Annotated in this window: 13 protein-coding genes; 3 read left to right on the top strand and 10 right to left on the bottom strand. The window is 67.8% G+C overall.

From position 1 onward, the window contains the following. Positions 1–17: 17 nt before the first annotated feature. Together ABZ490_RS23830 and ABZ490_RS23825 are read right to left on the bottom strand one after the other, a co-directional pair. Positions 18–737 (bottom strand): alpha/beta fold hydrolase, encoded by a 720-nt coding sequence (locus tag ABZ490_RS23830; RefSeq protein WP_358993188.1) that lies wholly within the window; start codon positions 735–737, stop codon positions 18–20. A gap of 99 nt (positions 738–836) precedes the next feature. Further along, positions 837–2,315 carry an MFS transporter gene (locus ABZ490_RS23825; RefSeq protein ID WP_358993185.1) on the bottom strand — a complete coding sequence of 493 codons (1,479 nt, stop codon included), beginning with the start codon at positions 2,313–2,315 and terminating at the stop codon, positions 837–839. A 320-nt stretch (positions 2,316–2,635) separates the two neighbouring features. Between ABZ490_RS23825 and ABZ490_RS23820 the strand changes: the two genes are divergently transcribed. Further along, entirely contained in the window at positions 2,636–3,289 is a 654-nt protein-coding gene (locus ABZ490_RS23820; protein WP_358993182.1) for a TetR family transcriptional regulator, read from the top strand. A gap of 237 nt (positions 3,290–3,526) precedes the next feature. Here the strand turns inward: ABZ490_RS23820 and ABZ490_RS23815 are convergent, their stop codons facing one another. The 4 genes from ABZ490_RS23815 to ABZ490_RS23800 form a co-directional block, all read right to left on the bottom strand. Beyond that, on the bottom strand, positions 3,527–3,874 hold the full coding sequence (locus ABZ490_RS23815; RefSeq protein WP_358993179.1) for a hypothetical protein: 348 nt from the start codon (positions 3,872–3,874) through the stop codon (positions 3,527–3,529). A 111-nt stretch (positions 3,875–3,985) separates the two neighbouring features. Then, positions 3,986–4,165: a hypothetical protein gene (locus ABZ490_RS23810; protein WP_358993176.1), complete on the bottom strand. Its 180-nt coding sequence runs from the start codon at positions 4,163–4,165 to the stop codon at positions 3,986–3,988. A 66-nt stretch (positions 4,166–4,231) separates the two neighbouring features. Continuing rightward, positions 4,232–5,914, bottom strand: a complete 1,683-nt coding sequence (locus ABZ490_RS23805; RefSeq protein WP_358993173.1) for a sulfatase — start codon at positions 5,912–5,914, stop codon at positions 4,232–4,234. 585 nt (positions 5,915–6,499) lie between these two features. Further along, positions 6,500–6,934, bottom strand: a complete 435-nt coding sequence (locus tag ABZ490_RS23800) for a transposase (protein ID WP_358993170.1) — start codon at positions 6,932–6,934, stop codon at positions 6,500–6,502. A gap of 532 nt (positions 6,935–7,466) precedes the next feature. Between ABZ490_RS23800 and ABZ490_RS23795 the strand changes: the two genes are divergently transcribed. Next, a complete protein-coding gene (locus ABZ490_RS23795) occupies positions 7,467–10,241 on the top strand; it encodes a glycosyl hydrolase (protein ID WP_358993167.1) in 2,775 nt (924 codons plus the stop codon). Here the strand turns inward: ABZ490_RS23795 and ABZ490_RS23790 are convergent. Then, on the bottom strand, positions 10,207–11,247 hold the full coding sequence (locus tag ABZ490_RS23790) for a 3-hydroxyacyl-CoA dehydrogenase NAD-binding domain-containing protein (protein ID WP_358993164.1): 1,041 nt from the start codon (positions 11,245–11,247) through the stop codon (positions 10,207–10,209). The two genes, ABZ490_RS23795 and ABZ490_RS23790, sit on opposite strands and share 35 nt — an antisense overlap. On the opposite strand from ABZ490_RS23790, the gene ABZ490_RS23785 reads away from it, so the two are divergent. After that, on the top strand, positions 11,246–12,640 hold the full coding sequence (locus ABZ490_RS23785; protein WP_358993161.1) for a hypothetical protein: 1,395 nt from the start codon (positions 11,246–11,248) through the stop codon (positions 12,638–12,640). The genes ABZ490_RS23790 and ABZ490_RS23785 overlap by 2 nt on opposite strands. Before the next feature lie 93 nt (positions 12,641–12,733). Here the strand turns inward: ABZ490_RS23785 and ABZ490_RS23780 are convergent, their stop codons facing one another. From ABZ490_RS23780 to ABZ490_RS23770, 3 genes are read right to left on the bottom strand one after another with little or no spacing between them, the layout of a single operon-like run. Next, the gene (locus tag ABZ490_RS23780) at positions 12,734–14,407 is read right to left on the bottom strand and encodes a glycoside hydrolase family 3 C-terminal domain-containing protein (protein ID WP_358993158.1); all 1,674 of its coding nucleotides are present in this window, start codon (positions 14,405–14,407) and stop codon (positions 12,734–12,736) included. Continuing rightward, positions 14,407–15,012 carry a glycoside hydrolase family 3 N-terminal domain-containing protein gene (locus tag ABZ490_RS23775; RefSeq protein WP_358993155.1) on the bottom strand — a complete coding sequence of 202 codons (606 nt, stop codon included), beginning with the start codon at positions 15,010–15,012 and terminating at the stop codon, positions 14,407–14,409. The genes ABZ490_RS23780 and ABZ490_RS23775 overlap by 1 nt, the downstream gene beginning before the upstream one ends. Positions 15,013–15,061: 49 nt before the next feature. After that, the gene (locus ABZ490_RS23770) at positions 15,062–15,196 is read right to left on the bottom strand and encodes a hypothetical protein (RefSeq protein WP_358993152.1); all 135 of its coding nucleotides are present in this window, start codon (positions 15,194–15,196) and stop codon (positions 15,062–15,064) included. Positions 15,197–15,708 lie beyond the last annotated feature (512 nt).

The raw sequence follows: 15,708 nt of genomic DNA, 5'->3' as shown, positions 1-15,708 counted from the left end.
TCCAGTGCTCCGTAGGGTCAAGCGGTCGGTATGCGGAGGAGACACTCGGCCACGGCCTCGGGCTGGGTGATCATCAGGTCGTGGCCGGTGTCGATGTCCCAGAGCCGCCCATCGGCGCGCGCCTTGGCCATGAGCGCGGGATCGCGGTGGGGGAGCGTGCTGGTGCAGACGATGTGCGTCTGCGGTATCTGCCAGAGCTCTGCCTCGTTCTCGAGGTGGAGCTTCTGGGCGAAGCATTTGTACGGGTGGGGGGTCAGTTTCGACATCATCCACGTGATGTCGGCCGGGTCTGTGACGCCGTAGTTCGGGATCGGTTCAAGCCCCGGCTGAAGCACGACCTCGGCCCCGTTGACCACGTTGCCCTTTGCCCGGGCCGCCGCCATCTGCGAGGGCGAGATGTCAGCGAGCGACTGCCCGTTGACCGGTGTGGCGGCGTCGAGATAGACGAGGTGACCGATCCGCTCCGTGGCGAGGTCGGCGACGCCGGTGATGACCATGCCGCCGTAACTGTGCCCGGCGAGGATCACGTCGTGGAGGTCCTCGTATCTGAGCACCTGGATGACGTCGCGGATGTGGAAGTCGAGATCGATGTCGTCGCTGAGCAGGTGGAACCTCTCGCCGACGCCGGTCAGGGTCGGAGTGTAGACGTCGTGGCCGGCTTCCCGCAGGATCCGGGCGACACGCTGGTAGCACCAGCCGCCGTGTGCTCCGCCTGGAACGAGGACGTACGTTGCCATGTCGTTCTCCTTGTCGGGGTCTGCGGGCTGTCCGGCCGGGCGCTCCGCGGGGCGGAGCGCCGACGGCCTCGGAGAAAGGTTTCGCCGTGTCCGGGACGCCTACTTGTGCCCGGCGTCCGCGGTAGCGGCCGCCTCGACCGGCGCCCCATGCGCGGCGACGCTTGCGCGTCGACCGGGAAGGAAGGAGGCCAGAAGCAGGGCGACGAGCGCAGCGCCGCAAGCGATTCCCATGATCACCTTGAAGGCGTTCTCGGAGGGCAGGGCGTGTCCGCCGAGGTTGATGGTCATCTGGGCGACGATGACACCGCAGGTAGCACTGGCGACAGAGCTGCCGATGGAGCGGACCAGGGTGTTGAAGGCGTTGGCGGCGGCGGTCTCGGACACCGGGACCGCGCTCATGATGAGCATGGGCAGGGCACCGTAGGCGAACCCGATACCGGCGCCGATGATGCAGGAGACCAGGATCAGATGCCAGATCTCGCTCATCAGGACGAGATTGAGGGCGTAGCCGCCGGCGACGATGACGGCGCCGAGCATGAGGGTGACCTTCGGGCCCTTGGCCTCGGAGATCTTCGACGACATGGGAGCCGCGAGCATCACGATCAGGCCCTGGGGCGCGAGGACCAGTCCGACGGTCAGCAGGCTCTTGCCGAGGCCGTAGCCGGTCTGCTCGGGCAGCTGGAGGATCTGGGGGACGATCAGCTGGATCGCGAAGAGGGAGAAGCCGAAGGCCAGAGCGGTGAGGTTGGTGAAGAGCACCTGCGGGCGGGCGGTGGTGCGCAGGTCGACCAGCGGCTCGTCGGTACGCAGCTCGAAGAAGCCCCAGAGGAGGAAGATCGCGAGCGCTCCGGCGAAGAGGCCGAGGGTGGTGCCACTGCCCCAGCCCCAGTCGCCGCCCTTGGAGATCGCCAGCAGCATGCAGACCAGGCCGCCCGCCAGCCCGAGGCCGCCGATCAGGTCGAAGCGTCCGCCGGTGCGCACCTTGGATTCGGGCACGAGGGTGAGCACGGCGACGAGAGCGACGGCGCCCAGGGCGGTGGACGCCCAGAACAGGACGTGCCAGTTGAAGTTGTCGGCGATGAAGGCCGCGAGGGGCATGCCGAGGGCGGCGCCGATACCGAGGGAGGCGCTCATCAGGGCGATCGACGAGGTGAGTTTGTCGGCGGGCAGCTCGTCACGCATGATGCTCAGGCCCAGCGGGATGACACCGGCCGACAGGCCCTGCAGGAGCCGGCCGATGATCATGGGGGTGAGCGAGTCGCTGAGGGCGACGACGAGAGAACCGGCTGTCAGCATGGCGAGGCTGGTCAGGAGCATGCGGCGCTTGCCGTACATGTCACCAAGGCGCCCTGCGATGGGGGTGGCGACGGCGGCGGCGAGCAAGGTGGCGGTGACGGCCCAGGCGGTGTCGGAGGCCTGGGCGTTCAGCAGTTTGGGCAGCTCGGGCACGATCGGGATGACCAGGGTCTGCATGAGCGAGACCACGATCCCGGCGAAGGCGAGCACGGTCACGATCACGTTCGGATTGGGGGGTGCGGACGCTTTGGTGTCCGTGCTCTGGGTGGGGGTGTCGGACATGTCAGGTCTCCGTTTGATCAGGACGTCGTAAGCGGAACCGCTGAGAGCTGGTTTAAATCAACGGGTTGATTTAAAATGTAACCTGAGAGTGAGCCTGTGTTCAAGTGGGGAAGGTCGAATCATGTTCGAACATGGTGTGGAAGAGTTGCACGCAGGCGCACGACGTGCAGGTCGCCGCTCGTATGGGGCCGCAGATCGTGAACGGCGCGTAGTTACGTGCGCTTCCGCGGTTTGATCTCCCCCGGCACGTCCGGGAACCTCTGGCGGCCTGTGGGACGGGCCGTCGCGGGTTGGTTCCATGTCCCGATGCGGTGGTGATGATGGCAGGCAGGACCAAACGGAACGAGCAGGTCAGCGCGACGCGCGAGGCGCTGCTGGCTGCGGCGGAGCGCCTGTTCGCCGAGCAAGGGGTACACGCGGTCGCCAACCGGCAGATCAGCGAGGCGGCCGGGCAGGGCAACAACGCGGCCGTCACGTACCACTTCGGTACCAAGTCCGACCTGATCGGCGCCATCGTGCGCAAGCACGGCGAGCGGATCGAGGGGGCCCGCGCGCGCATGCTGGCCGAGCTTGACGACTCCTCGCGCCTGCAGGACTCGATAGCGGCTGCCGTGTACCCGGTGGTGGAACATCTGGAGGCGCTGGGCAGCCCCAGCTGGTATGCGCGCTTCGTCGCTCAGGTCGCCGCTGATCCCGCTCTGCGCGTGATCGCGGGCAAGGTGTTCTATGCGGCGTCCCCCTCGTTGCAGGCTCTGCGGGAGGGGCTGGACCGGTGTCTGCCTGAACTGCCGCCAGGAGTGCATGAAGAGCGTGCCGCCATGACGCGTCATCTGATCACACAGATGTGTGCCGAGCGGGAGCGCGCTCTCGCGGAGGGTGCTCCCACGCCCCGCGCGACGTGGGGGGAGGTGGCGGCAGGTCTCGTCGATGTGATCGTCGCCATCTGGCAGGCTCCCGTCACACCGAGAGGTTGACGGAAAGGAGCGGCACGGCAGCGTGGGTCACCGCTGGCGCGCCCTTGCTCCGCACCGCCGGCAGCCTGGCGTCGTCGCCCGCCGCGCCCATCACGGTGGCGCCGACGTTCAGGGCACGTAATGCCAGAAGGCCGCCCAGGCCGTCGGCCGCGGACGAGCACTTATTTGTCCGGGTTGAGGGAGGCGACCCGAGAGGTGGAAAGTGCAGCCGGGTCGGCATCTCCTGGCCGGCAGCGACTACCGCCTCTTTCGGGCGGGGGTGGTGGGGGAGGTGCGGGGTCCGTCGGCGAGCAGGGCGAGGTGGCGTCGGCGGTCCGCCCCGCCCGGACAGCTGGGGTGCGCGGTGGCCATGGTCATGATGATGACCGCGACCAGGTGACGTTTTCCCACCTTCGGACGGACGGCCCCGGCCTCGATGGCGCGGTCAGGCAGGACTTGTATCGAGCCCGGAAAGCGCAGAGCGGTCTCGTGGGTGAATGCCCGTGCCTCCGGTGTCGGCGAGTGGATCGCCTGCTGCTGGACGAGCGGGTCGGTCGTGGTGAGCGCGTCGACGATGTCCTGCCAGGGAGCGTCGGTGTGCATCATGGTCGCGGGCTCGATCTCTCCAGTTGGCCCCACGGCTCCGGGGCGGATGGTGCAGTCGTTGGGCCGGGGAAGTCTGCTGGTCAGCTGGTGTTCAGGAGGTGGGTGAGCTGGTCAGGGGCGGCAGTGATGTGGCTGGTCCGGGGCGTGCTTCGCGAGGCGGGGGATACGGAGGTGGCCGGTGACGAAGAGCCGCCCGGTCGCGGTGAGCAGGCATAGCCGCAGACGGCGGGGTCTCCAGGGGAGGGCCTGGCCGGTCAGGGCGAGCAGGGGCTCCAGGCCGGCGCGTCCCATGCGATCTGGACGTTCTCGAGGCAGATGCGGTTCTGGGTGCTCCTCACCTGATCACCAGGCCACGGCTCAACTGTCCAGCAGTCGAGGGGACTCGGCGTGGCCGTGGGTGCCGAGCTCCGAGAGCCGTGCCGCAACCGCAGCGACCCCCTCGGCGTTGACGAGTTCCGGCATGAACGCATTGAGCACCACGAGGGTCGCGGGGAGGCAACGCTCAAGTTCATCCAGCTGGATCAGATCTGGAAGTTCTTCGGCGACGATGTCCCGGGCTACGGGGTCAGCCATGATCGCCTGCAGCGGAGTCACGTTCACGGACCAGCCGGACTCCTCGCCGGGGAGGGTCGACTCCCAGTCGCCCCAGGGGCTGTCCACATGCCCCTTGCGCGTGTTGACCTCGAAGTAGTGCGCCCATCCGTCCCGTTCGAGGTATTCCCGGGACGGCAGGAACTCATCGTGCAGGCTCTCCAGGAATGAGGTGAGTTCACGTTCTAGGCGATCACGCACCGGGCGTGCTGCCGGGTCGTCACACAAGTTGCGCATCTGGTACGCGTCGTTCTTGTTGTCGTAGAGCAGCCATGGGCCGGAGTGCGAGCGCACGTAGGTGTATCGAGCGTCTCGCACTCCGCGATACTCGGAAAATCCGTCGTGCCGAAGGGACGAGAAGGACACCGGAACGCTCAGGAATGCGCTGGTCGGTCGTGGTGTCCCTGGGGCAAGGACATCGACGCCCTCGACACCCGCCGGTACGGCGATACCCGCTAGGCCCAGCAACGTCGGCATCAGGTCAGGTGTGTTGAGAAGTATGTCGGTGGACGCAGGCGTGATCATCCCCGGCCCGCGCACCAGGAGTGGTACGCGGATCGACTCCTCCCACGGAGTGAGCTTGTGTTCCAACCCCTGTGAACCGAGCATTGCTCCGTGGTCGGACGTGAAGATCACGATCGTCGACTCGGCGAGCCCGGCCTCGTCCACAGTCGCCAGAAGTCTGCCAACGCACTCGTCCACTGCGGCGATGTGCGCGTAGTAGCCGCGCAGGTCCCGAAGCGCGTCCTCCCGTCTGCCCTCGGGAACATTGGGCCTGAGTTCCAGCGGACGGTCACGGTAGAGTGCCGCGTACTCCTCGGGCGCCGAGTCCAGTGGAAAGCGCGGTGGGCCGTACGACAGAGTGAGGAAGAAGGGCCTCCCGGCCGATCGTTCACGCATGTAGGAGCACGCATCCGCGGTCTGTGCGATCGCGTCGTAACCCTCCCAGAACCGCTTGGCCTGATCGTTGCCCGCGTAGTACGAGGACCGGTTGTATTCGTGCGTGCATTCGGCCGCCTTCCAGTACTGGAAGCCCAACCGCGCATCCTCCGGAATGTAGCTCTCACGCCGTTCGTACCGCCCTTCGGGGCTGCCGAACAGGTGCCACTTGCCTATGTAGGCGGTGTCGTACCCGGCGCCCGCGAATGCTTCGGCGAGTGTCGTCCCGGTTGGCTTCAGCGGCACATCATTGATGTAGACGCCGTGTGTCAACGGGTACTGACCTGTCAGCAGGGACGCTCGGGAAGGACAGCAGATGGGCGTACCGGCGATCGCCTGCTCGAAGGTGAGACTTTCGTCGGCCAGGGCATCGATGTGGGGGGTGTGCGTGTTGACGTCGCCTGCGCTGCCCAAGGCCTGCCCGCGCCATTCATCGGTCAGGATCAGTAATACATTCGGCTGTCGTTTCCCTGCTCCGGAGCCGGGAAATGTATGGGTGACGGCTACCATGTGGAACTCTCCCTCATATACACATTGATTGTCGGAGCCGGAAGGTAAACCTTCATGAGCCGCGCTGGACGCGGCATACTCCGCCACGCCCGGGGCCTTAATCGGGCCACTGGAGAACTCGCCCCCGAGTCCGGGCAGTTACTGCCATCGCAATGCCCAGGAACCACAGCACGAGGACTGGCGGACCCGTACCGCAGCGGTTCGGGGGGCTCAGGTCAGGTAATGACGCATTGTTGGCGGTGCCGGGCGAGGTCAGATCACCAACACTCGGCAGAAGTCACGCCACGTGCTGGTGACAATCCATTTTCAAAAATCTATCATGCGTCAAAATTGGCGGCTACCGTCCGCCGGGCGACTTGGCGTCGAATCCCTGGCCGCGGAAGCCGCGGGAGTCATGGCCTTTGGCTGAGATGGCTTGATAGGGCCGGCGACATGGTTGGCGCGAGCCGGAGCGGGGGCTCGGTCGTGTCCCTCTCGTGGTGTAGCCGATCAATTGTGTTGGTTGCGTTGTACATGTAGGAGGTGTCGGCGCAGATCTGGTCCATGCTCCCCTCCGAGAGGGGACGGTGAGGGAAGGCGATCCACTCACCGTGCATCTCGAAGAGCGCCGCGGTGACCAGTCGCAGCAGCGCGTCCTTGTGGGGAGTACCTGGACGCCGTCGAATTCCAGTGACGATCCGGGAAGGCCGTGAGGTCCTCGTTGGCGTCCATGGGCATCCGCTTGACTTGTGGTAACCGCGTTCCGGCATTGTCGGTGACCGTGTCGAGCCGGCCGCGGATGTCGGCCTGGTCCAGCCGGGCGAAAATGCGGCGGGTCGTCGCAGTGACCATTTCGGCGACATCATTCGGGATCACGCCCAAGAGGTCACCCGGGAAGTGCACGGGGTGCCACCGGCAGAACGCGCTGATCATCACCTTGCGGATCGCCTGTACGGGGTCGCGGGGCGCGAACCGGACGTCGTTCAGGCTGTGTTCGCGCAGGTGGCGGAACTGGGGGACGCTGTCCGGCTGACCACTCACCGTCACATCCCGAGGCGTCGATGGGGCCGACAAGCGTGTGGCGACCGATTGTGGCCAGGTTGTCCAGGGCTGGGCCGGAGCTTCGGGCGAACGGAGTGGCTGTGGTCCGCGCCGCATCGTCGCCTGTGGCTCCGATGTCGGTTCGCGTATGCCGTAGTCGTATCGGGCCCAGTCTCACCGCCGCGACCGCCGCTCCAACTTGCCTACCGTGCTTGGTGGTTCGCTCAAGGAGAGGGAGCGGCGTCGTTCGCCCCCTCGTGGCCTGGCTTGATCGGCGACGCAGCCTTGTGCGCCCGGAGCGGAAAACACTTGGGTACGACCTCTTGTCAGGCCATTCGAAAAATTTTAGGCTCACGAAATTAACCGGAATGAAACGTTTCAGTCCGCTGGACACTCCTCTGGAGCCGCCATGAGACTTTCCCGCAGACAGTTCTGCGCCAGCGCCGGAGCGACGGCGATGGCCGTGGCCATAGCGCCCGCCACCGCTGCATCCGTCAGTGCGTCACCGGCCACCGGCCAGGATGCCGGGGCGATGACGGGGTTTGCCGCCCCGCCCGCGACGGCGAAGCCAAAGATCAGGTACTGGTGGCCCTGTGGCGAGATCGAGCCCGCGACCCTCGACGCCGAGCTGAAGACGATCGAGGACCGCGGCTTCGGCGGCGTCGAGTTGCAGTGCATGTTCACGCTGGACCCGAAGCAGTACGGCTGGGGGAGCGAGATCGAGACCGCGCGGCTGGAGCAGGCGGTCGCGACGGGCCGCAGGCTCGGACTACGCGTCGACCTGACCGTCGGGCCGGCATGGCCGCTGGTCGCGCCGGGACTGACCCCGGACAGCAAGCAGGCAGCCCAGGAACTGGCCTACGGCCGTAAGCAGATCACGGGCGGCGACACCTACTCCGGGGCGGTGCCGGCCGCCGCGGACCCGCACGCCGGAGTCACCGCGCAGACACTGGTCGCGCTCCAAGCGTTCCGGGTCCAGGGTGATCCGCAGGCGAAGCCGACGGTGCTGGACCAGGATTCCTTCGTCGACCTCACCGCCAAGGTGAGCGACGGCCGCATCTCCTGGACGGCGCCGGACGGCGGGCAGTGGCTGCTGATCGCCCACTGGCAGCGTGGCACGGGGCAGGCAGCTGTCACCGGGCAGTACGTGGCCGTCGAACCGGCGTACGTCGTCGATCACTTCTCCGCGGCCGGCGCCGGCGCCGCCATCTCGTACACCGAACAGCACGTTTTGACTCCGCGCCTGCGCCGCCTGCTGAAGAGCAACGGCGGTAACCTCTTCGAGGATTCCCTCGAACTCGACTCCAACCTGCACTGGACCTGGGACCTGCCGGCCCGCTTCGAGAAGCTGCGCGGCTACACCCTGCGCGAGCGGCTACCGCTCGTCTACATCGCCCGGATCCACCGCCAGTACACCGGCGTTTCTCCCAGTGCCACGCCCGAGTTCGAGTTCACTGACCACAGCGGCGCCCGGGTCCGTGAGGACTACTTCCAGACCCTGACCGACCTGTACGTCGAGGGGCACGTGGAGCCGCTGAAGGACTGGGCGCACGCGCTCGGCCTGAAGCTGCGCGCCCAGCCCTACGGCACCACCATCGACACCCCGTCCGTCGCGGCCGCTCTGGACATCAACGAGACCGAGTCGCTGGGCGTCTCTTTCGACTACACCGATGGCCCCTCGCACTGGATCTCCTCCGGCGCGGTCCACCTGGCAGGTCAGAAGGTCTTCTCCATGGAGGGCTGTGCCACCCTCAACCAGGCCTACGCGCAGACCTGGGCGCAGTTCCTGGGACACGTCAAAGCGAACTTCGCGCACGGCGTCAACCAGGTTGTCTACCATGGTTTCTCCACCGCGCAGGGCTTGGGTGTCAAGGACTGGCCGGGCTTCTCCCCCTTCACCTTCGGCCAGGCGGGCAACGGTTTCTCCGAGTCCTGGGGTCCGCGTCAGCCCACCTGGGGCGACACCGACAAGATCACCGGTTGGACCACCCGTATGCAGTGGGCACTGCGCCAGGGCAGTCCGCAGGTCGACCTCGTCGTCTACCGGCACAGCTACGGCAACGACGTGCGCACTCCCACGGGCGCCGCCGGATTCACCTACGACTTCGCCGGTCCCGACCAGCTCGACGGCACCCGCGTCAGGGGGCGCCGCCTGGCCCCCGACGGCCCCGCCTACCGGGCGCTGATCCTGGACCGTCAGCCCACACTCCCCGTGGCCACCGCCCGCCTGCTGCTGTCCCACGCCCGCTCCGGTCTGCCCGTCGTGATCGTCGGCGACATGCCGGGGCGTGTCCCCGGCGCCTACCGCACCGACCAGCAGGACGCCGAACTCGCCCGTGTGCTGGCCATGCTGGTCGAGGAGTCTTCCGTACGGCGGATCAGCGGACAGGACGGCTTGCCCGGCGCGCTGAGCGACCTCGGCGTCCGGCCTGCCGCGGACCTCACCCAGGTGCCGGGACTGCTCGCCCTGCACCGTTCTCTGGACCGGGGCTCCCTCTACTACCTGCACAACCCGACCGCCAAGACGGTCTCCGCGGACGTCACCCTCGACGGAACGGGGGTTCCGCACGAACATGACGCGTGGACCGGGAAGACCACTGTGGTCGGCCGCTACACGACGGCCGGCGGGCGCACCGTCGTACCGCTGCGGCTGGCGCCTGGGGGTTCGACCGTCATCTCGCTCGACGGCGGCAAGGCGGCGCACGCCGTGAACGCCACGGGCGGCGAGGTGGTGGCCACCGGCGACGGAACCCTGCGCCTGCGGGCCACCCAGGCGGGCAGCTACACGGTCACCCTCGACAACGGCGCCACGCGGCAGGGCACTGTCCCCGCCGTGCCCGCCGCACAGCAACTCGAGGACTGGACGCTCCGTGTGGACGACTGGCACCGCGGGACCGACGGCCAACGTGCCGTCACCACCCACGAGTTGCAGGTCAACGGCCTCAAGGCATGGTCGGACATCCCCGAACTCCAGGATGTCTCCGGCGTCGGCACCTACACCACCACCGTGCGGTTCGCCCGCCTCGACGGTGCCTATCTCGACCTCGGACGGGTCACCGACACCTTCGAGGTCACCGTCAACGGCAAGGTCCTTCCCCCGCCGGACCAGATCAGCAGGCGCCTCGACCTTGACGGGTGCCTGAAGGAGGGCACCAACACCATCACCGTCCGGGTCGCGACCACCCTGCGCAACCGGCTTCGGGTGACCGAGGGATACTCCGCACAATCGGCGATGCCGCGCCAGCAGTGCGGCCTGATCGGGCCGGTCCTGATCACGCCGTACCGCGAAGTGGCGATCCGCGGCTGACCGGTCTGATGTCCCCGAGTCCGTGGTGACCGGCGGCGACAGAGCGTGAACACCCGGGATGAGCACTGATGTTGGCGCCGAAGGGGCTGTTCAGCCAGACGGGTACGACTCCTTCGGACATCGACACCGGCGAACTCGACGAGGCCTCCACTCCCAGGCGGTGGCGGTGCTCCATGACGCCGGACAGGCCCCGGAGGCGGACCCAATCCCTGCGGGTGGCCAAAGAATGGGTCCGCACGGACCTCGAACCGGGCGTCGTCACCATGTGTACAGGCGGGAGAGCAGGCACTCGCCGCACTCTCCCGCCGGACTCATCGAGGCCGGTTTCACGGGCGGCCGGTGACCGGCCGACCGCTCGGGCGTCGTACTGGTGGAAGCGGCCACGCTTACAGCCGAGGCGCCCGACGGCGACCATGCCGCCGAGATCGAGTAGACGCAGTGGTCCCATGGGGGTGGGCACAGCGGGTTCCGTGCGCTTGTCGATGTCCTCGGGCCGCGCCCGACCGGACTCCACCATGCGGAACCCGTGCAGCAGGTGGGGAAACGGCGGGGCGTTGACGACGAAGCCCGAGCGGTCCGGTGCTTGAACGGCCTGTTTGCCCAGCCGGGCGGCGAACGGGCGAGTGCGTTGCAGCGTCTCGTGGTTCGTGGTCAGAGCCGGTATGAATTCGGTGAGGTGCTGCACCGGTACGGGACTGAAGAAGTGCATGCCGATGATTTGCCCTGTTCGCCCGGAGACGACGGCGAGATCGACGATCGGGACGGAGGGGGTGTTGGTGGCGGGGGCGGCCGCCGGGTCCTTCACCGCCTTGTCCGAGGTGGCGGTCGCCGAGGCACTGCGCTTCAGCCCTCGGCAGGTGAGTCCGTGAGCCGACGGAGGCCGCCCCGGCCGCGTCCCGCAACGAGTGAGAAGGCGTGGAGGCTGCAGAAGCGGATGGGCCAGTTGAATTTTTATTAATGATAAACGTTCTCCGTGAAAGTGTGCCGAGATGAAGGAGAGGCCCATGACCGCCGGTATGACAGCGGACCCTGCTGTCACCTGGATCGTGACCACGTCGGAGCTGCCGTGGCAGAAGCGGACGGACGGGTCGATCGGACCCGTCACCGCCATGCCGGACGCGATGGTGCGGTTCGACGCCTCGGCGCGATCTGTCGAGGGCTTCGGCGCCTGTTTCAGCGGCCAGGGCTGGAAGGCCCTGAACGCCCTGGACGAGGCGCGGCTGAACGAGGTCCTGGGCCTCTTGTTCGGGACTGGTGACGGCGCCGGTTTCTCCCTGTGCCGGCTGCCCATCGGGGCGAGCGACTTCGCTCTGGAGTGGTACTCGCACGACGAGGTCGACGGAGATTTCGCACTCGACCACTTCAGCATCGTCCACGACCTCAACACCCTGGTGCCCTTCATCCGGGCGGCACAGGCACACCGTCCGGATCTCCGGTTCTGGGCGTCGCCGTGGAGCCCCCCGACGTGGTTGAAGAAGAACCGGCACTACGCGGGTGCCCTGCCGGAGCCGCACCTTGGCGTGTCCAACGGCTTGCATCCCGAGCAGCGGGGGCGGGAGGGGAGTGACATGATGCACCTCGATGACCGGTCGCTTGCGACCTATGCGGACTACTTCGGCCGGTTCATCGACGCCTACCGCGCGGAGGGCATCCCCATCGGCATGGTCATGCCGCAGAACGAGTTCAACTCGCCGCAGCCGTTTCCAAGTTGTACCTGGACCCCGGACGGGCTGGTGCGCTTCGTCCGCCACCTCGGCCCGGAGATGCGGCGGCGCGGCGTCGAGGTGTTCGCCGGAACACTGGAAAGGGGCGACGAAGCATTGCTCGAACCACTGTTCGCTGACGCCACGGCCGCAGGATTCCTCAGTGGGGCGGGCTTCCAGTGGGAGGGCAAGCGCGCTGTCGCCGCGTTCCGCGGCCGGCATCCCGAGAAACGGATCTACCAGACCGAGCAGGAGTGCGGCGACGGCCGTAACGACTGGCGACACTCCCGGTACGCGTGGTCTCAGATACGGCACTACTTCCGCAACGGGGCGAACGCCTACATGTACTGGAACATCGCGCTCGATCAGAAGGCCGCGAGCACGTGGGGCTGGAAGCAGAACTCGCTCGTCACGGTCGACACGGCCACCGGCGCCTACAGGCTCAACCACGAGTACTACGTGATGCGGCACGTGTCGCAGTTCGTGCGGCCGGGTGCCCGCGTGTTCGACACCGTCACCCTGAACGGTTACGAGAACCTGCTCACCTTCGAGAACCCGGACAGCAGCTTCGTGGTCGTCGTCCAGAACGACCTCGCCCAGGAGGACGAGATCAACGTGCTGATCGGCGACCGGCTGCTGCGGGCGGTCCTCCCGGCCGACTCGCTCAGCACCTTCGTGATCCCGCCCGCAGGCTGACGGGACGCGACCCGCTTCCGAACGACCGGGTTCCGGCCGCACACGATGTGCGGCCGGAACCCGGTGCACGTCGGGAACGAGTCCCGAGGGCGGTCAGGCGGTCACGTCCAGGGTGGTGGTCAGCTCGGCCGCGGAGCTGCCCCCGACCCAGATGTCCAGCGTCGTCGCGTCCTGGACGAAACCGCCGGTGGCGGCGGACCAGTAGCGCAGCTGGTCCGGACCGATCTCGAAGGTCACGGTGGCCGACTCGCCCGCTTCGAGCGTCACCCGCTCGAAGCCCTTGAGCTCGCGCACCGGGCGGGACGAGGTGCCGTACCGCTGGTGCGTGTAGAGCTGGACCACCTCGTCGGCCGTGCGCGCGGAGGTGTTCGTGACCTCCACGGACACCTTGGCGATCCCGCCGACTGGGATCGACTCGCTGTCGACGTGCAGGTTCGCGTACTGGAACTCCACGTAGGACAGCCCGTGCCCGAACGGGTAGAGCGGCGTGCTCGCCTCCTCGTAGTAGCGAGTGGCCTGCTCGTGGGGCTCGAACGTCCGGTAGTGCCTGTACACCAAGGGCAGCTGGCCGACATGGCGGGGCCAGGTGAACGGCAGGCGCCCGGCGGGGGAGACGTCCCCGAGCAGCAGGGCCGCGACGGCCTCGCCGCCTCGGGTCCCCGGGTACCAGGCCTGCACGATCGCCGGGACGTTCGCGTCGGCCCAGCGCAGGTCCACCGGACGGCCGGACATCACGACGAGGACGACCGGGGTGCCGGTGGTGGCGATCCGCTGGAGCTGTTCCAGCTGGCGGCCGGGGAGGTCGAGGGTGGAGGTGGACGCCTTCTCACCGATCTGGTTCTGCCGCTGGCCGACCACGACGACCGCCACGTCCGCACCGGCCGCGAGGGTGACGGCGCGGTCGATCTCGGCGTCGTCGTCCCAGTTCTCGGGCGTCTTCTGGACCGTCTCGTCCATCTGGTCGAACGGTGTCGGGAAGATCCGCTCGACGATGCCGGCGCCGGGGGCGTGCTTGACGGGGACGCCGTCGCCGAGGCGGTCGCGCAGTCCGTGCAGGACGGTCACGGTCTCCGCGGTGTCGTGGCCGAAGACCCATGGGCCCAGCGTGTCGCGCTTGCTGTCGGCGAGCTGGCCGATGACGGCGACCGACGTCAGCTTGCCGGCCTCCAGGGGCAGGGCCCCGCCGTCGTTCTTCAGGAGCACGAACGACTGCTCGGCCGCCGAACGCGCCTGGTCCCGGTGGGCGGTCGAGGCGAGGATCGCGGGCGTGGCGTCCTCGTCGGCGAACGCTTTCTCGAACAGGCCCATCCGGAACTTCGCCGTGAGCACGCGGCGCACCGCCTGGTCCAGGTCCTCGGTGCTGACCTTCCCCTCGGCGAGCGCCTGCGTCAGGTTGTCGTACGCCGGGTCGAAGGCGGCCATCTCCATGTCCACACCGGCGTGCAGGGCACGTGCGGCGGCGTCCTTCTGGTCGCGCGCGAAGTGCTGGGTCTCCAGGGAGCGCGCGGCGTTGGCGTCCGAGACCGCCCAGCCGTCGAAGCCCAGTTCGCCGCGGAGTATGTCGGTCAGCAGCCGGCGGTTGCCGGAGGCAGGGACGCCGTTGGTGTCCATGTAGGCGCTCATGACGTTGCCGGCGCCGGCCTTGATGGCGGCCTTGAACGGCGGGAGGTAGACGTTCCACAGCTCGGAGTCGGAGATGTCCGCGTCGTCGTAGTCCCGCCCGCCGCGTGCCGCGCCGTATCCGGCGAAGTGCTTCGGACCGGCCATCACACGGTCCGCGCGCTGAGGTCACCCTGGAAGCCCCGCACCTGAGCGGCGGCGACGGCCGCGGTGAGCACCGGGTCCTCACCGGAGCCCTCGATCATGCGGCCCCAGCGCGCGTCACGGGCGATGTCGATCATCGGGGCGAAGGTCCAGTGGATGCCGGACGCGCGGGCTTCCCGCGCCGCGATCGCCTGGGCGGCCTCGACGGCCTCCAAGGACCAGGTAGCGCTCATCGCGATCGGAACCGGGAAGATCGTACGGAGCCCGTGGATCACGTCGAAGCCGAAGAGCAGCGGGATACCGAGGCGGCTGTCCTCAACCGCGCGCCGCTGCAGCAGGTTGGCCAGCTTGGGATCCTTCACGAAGAGCAGGCCGCCGACGCCACCGCCCGCCACCGCGGCCTCCACCTTGCGGGGCTGCTCGATGTAGACACGATGCTCCGGAGGCAGGGACTCGATGTCGAAGTCCTCCGGCACGGGCTCCCCGGTGCCGAAGTAGAAGTACATCGTGAGCTGCCCGGCTTTCTCCTCGGGAGTCATGCGGGACAGCAGGTCCTCGACACGCTCCTCGGCGGGCAGGCCGGAGTCGCGGTAAGGCAGATCAGTCATGGCGTCCTTCGATTTCGGTTGGATACGGGAACGGGCGCGACGTCGTCGCTCACAGCACCGCGAGTTCTTCCGCGAGCGTCCGGAGTGTTTCCTTCGGGAACGAGCCACCCGACGTGGCCGCGACGGAGATCAGTGAGGTCGTACCGATCATCTGGAGGAGTTCGGTGTCCACGACGGTCGGCACGTGATTGCGCGGCACCTCGACGGCCACCGGGCCCGAGACGAGGACGGGAAGCCCTGGGCGTCGTCCTTGCCCATCAGGAACTCACCACCGGGCAGGGGCACCATTCCCTCGAGAGAACGTCGGCGCCATCGTGCCGGGATCTCGGCGGTGGCGTGGTCGGGCTGTCGGCGGGGCGCGAGGATGAACGATGATTCATGGTGCTGGGTTCCTGGTCGGGATGACCGAGCAGGGCCGTCAGGGTGCGGCGGGGAGGGTCGCGGGGGCACGGGCCGAGGCGCGACGCCTCCGAGGGCCTCCACGCCGACCATGTGGCCGGTGAAGCCCCCGGCGATTTTCGGAGGAGATGCAGCGCCCATCGACGGTGGCGAGGGGGCGGAACCCGTCGTCCGCCCATGGTTGTCGGCGGGCGTGCCGTCGGGGTTGGCGAAGCCCTCGACTCCGACACCGTGGTCAGGAATGGAGCAGGTAGCCTCATCGAACAACCACACCGTGACGGCGGGTCGGCGGGCGAT

The sequence above is a fragment of the Streptomyces sp. NPDC005811 genome (genome assembly GCF_040630405.1).
Classification (GTDB): Bacteria; Actinomycetota; Actinomycetes; order Streptomycetales; family Streptomycetaceae; genus Streptomyces.
The sequence above is the reverse complement of the archived record's forward strand: the minus strand, read 5'-3'. Positions and strand labels throughout refer to the sequence as shown.

Bases quoted from the DNA above. Each gene is read 5' to 3' on its own strand.
- ABZ490_RS23830 (WP_358993188.1), bottom strand. From the start codon at position 737: ATGGCAACGTACGTCCTCGTTCCAGGCGGAGCACACGGCGGCTGGTGC.
- ABZ490_RS23825 (WP_358993185.1), bottom strand. From the start codon at position 2,315: ATGTCCGACACCCCCACCCAGAGCACGGACACCAAAGCGTCCGCACCC.
- ABZ490_RS23820 (WP_358993182.1), top strand. From the start codon at position 2,636: ATGGCAGGCAGGACCAAACGGAACGAGCAGGTCAGCGCGACGCGCGAG.
- ABZ490_RS23815 (WP_358993179.1), bottom strand. From the start codon at position 3,874: ATGATGCACACCGACGCTCCCTGGCAGGACATCGTCGACGCGCTCACC.
- ABZ490_RS23810 (WP_358993176.1), bottom strand. From the start codon at position 4,165: ATGGGACGCGCCGGCCTGGAGCCCCTGCTCGCCCTGACCGGCCAGGCC.
- ABZ490_RS23805 (WP_358993173.1), bottom strand. From the start codon at position 5,914: ATGGTAGCCGTCACCCATACATTTCCCGGCTCCGGAGCAGGGAAACGA.
- ABZ490_RS23795 (WP_358993167.1), top strand. From the start codon at position 7,467: ATGACGGGGTTTGCCGCCCCGCCCGCGACGGCGAAGCCAAAGATCAGG.
- ABZ490_RS23785 (WP_358993161.1), top strand. From the start codon at position 11,246: ATGACCGCCGGTATGACAGCGGACCCTGCTGTCACCTGGATCGTGACC.
- ABZ490_RS23790 (WP_358993164.1), bottom strand. From the start codon at position 11,247: ATGGGCCTCTCCTTCATCTCGGCACACTTTCACGGAGAACGTTTATCA.
- ABZ490_RS23780 (WP_358993158.1), bottom strand. From the start codon at position 14,407: ATGGCCGGTCCGAAGCACTTCGCCGGATACGGCGCGGCACGCGGCGGG.
- ABZ490_RS23775 (WP_358993155.1), bottom strand. From the start codon at position 15,012: ATGACTGATCTGCCTTACCGCGACTCCGGCCTGCCCGCCGAGGAGCGT.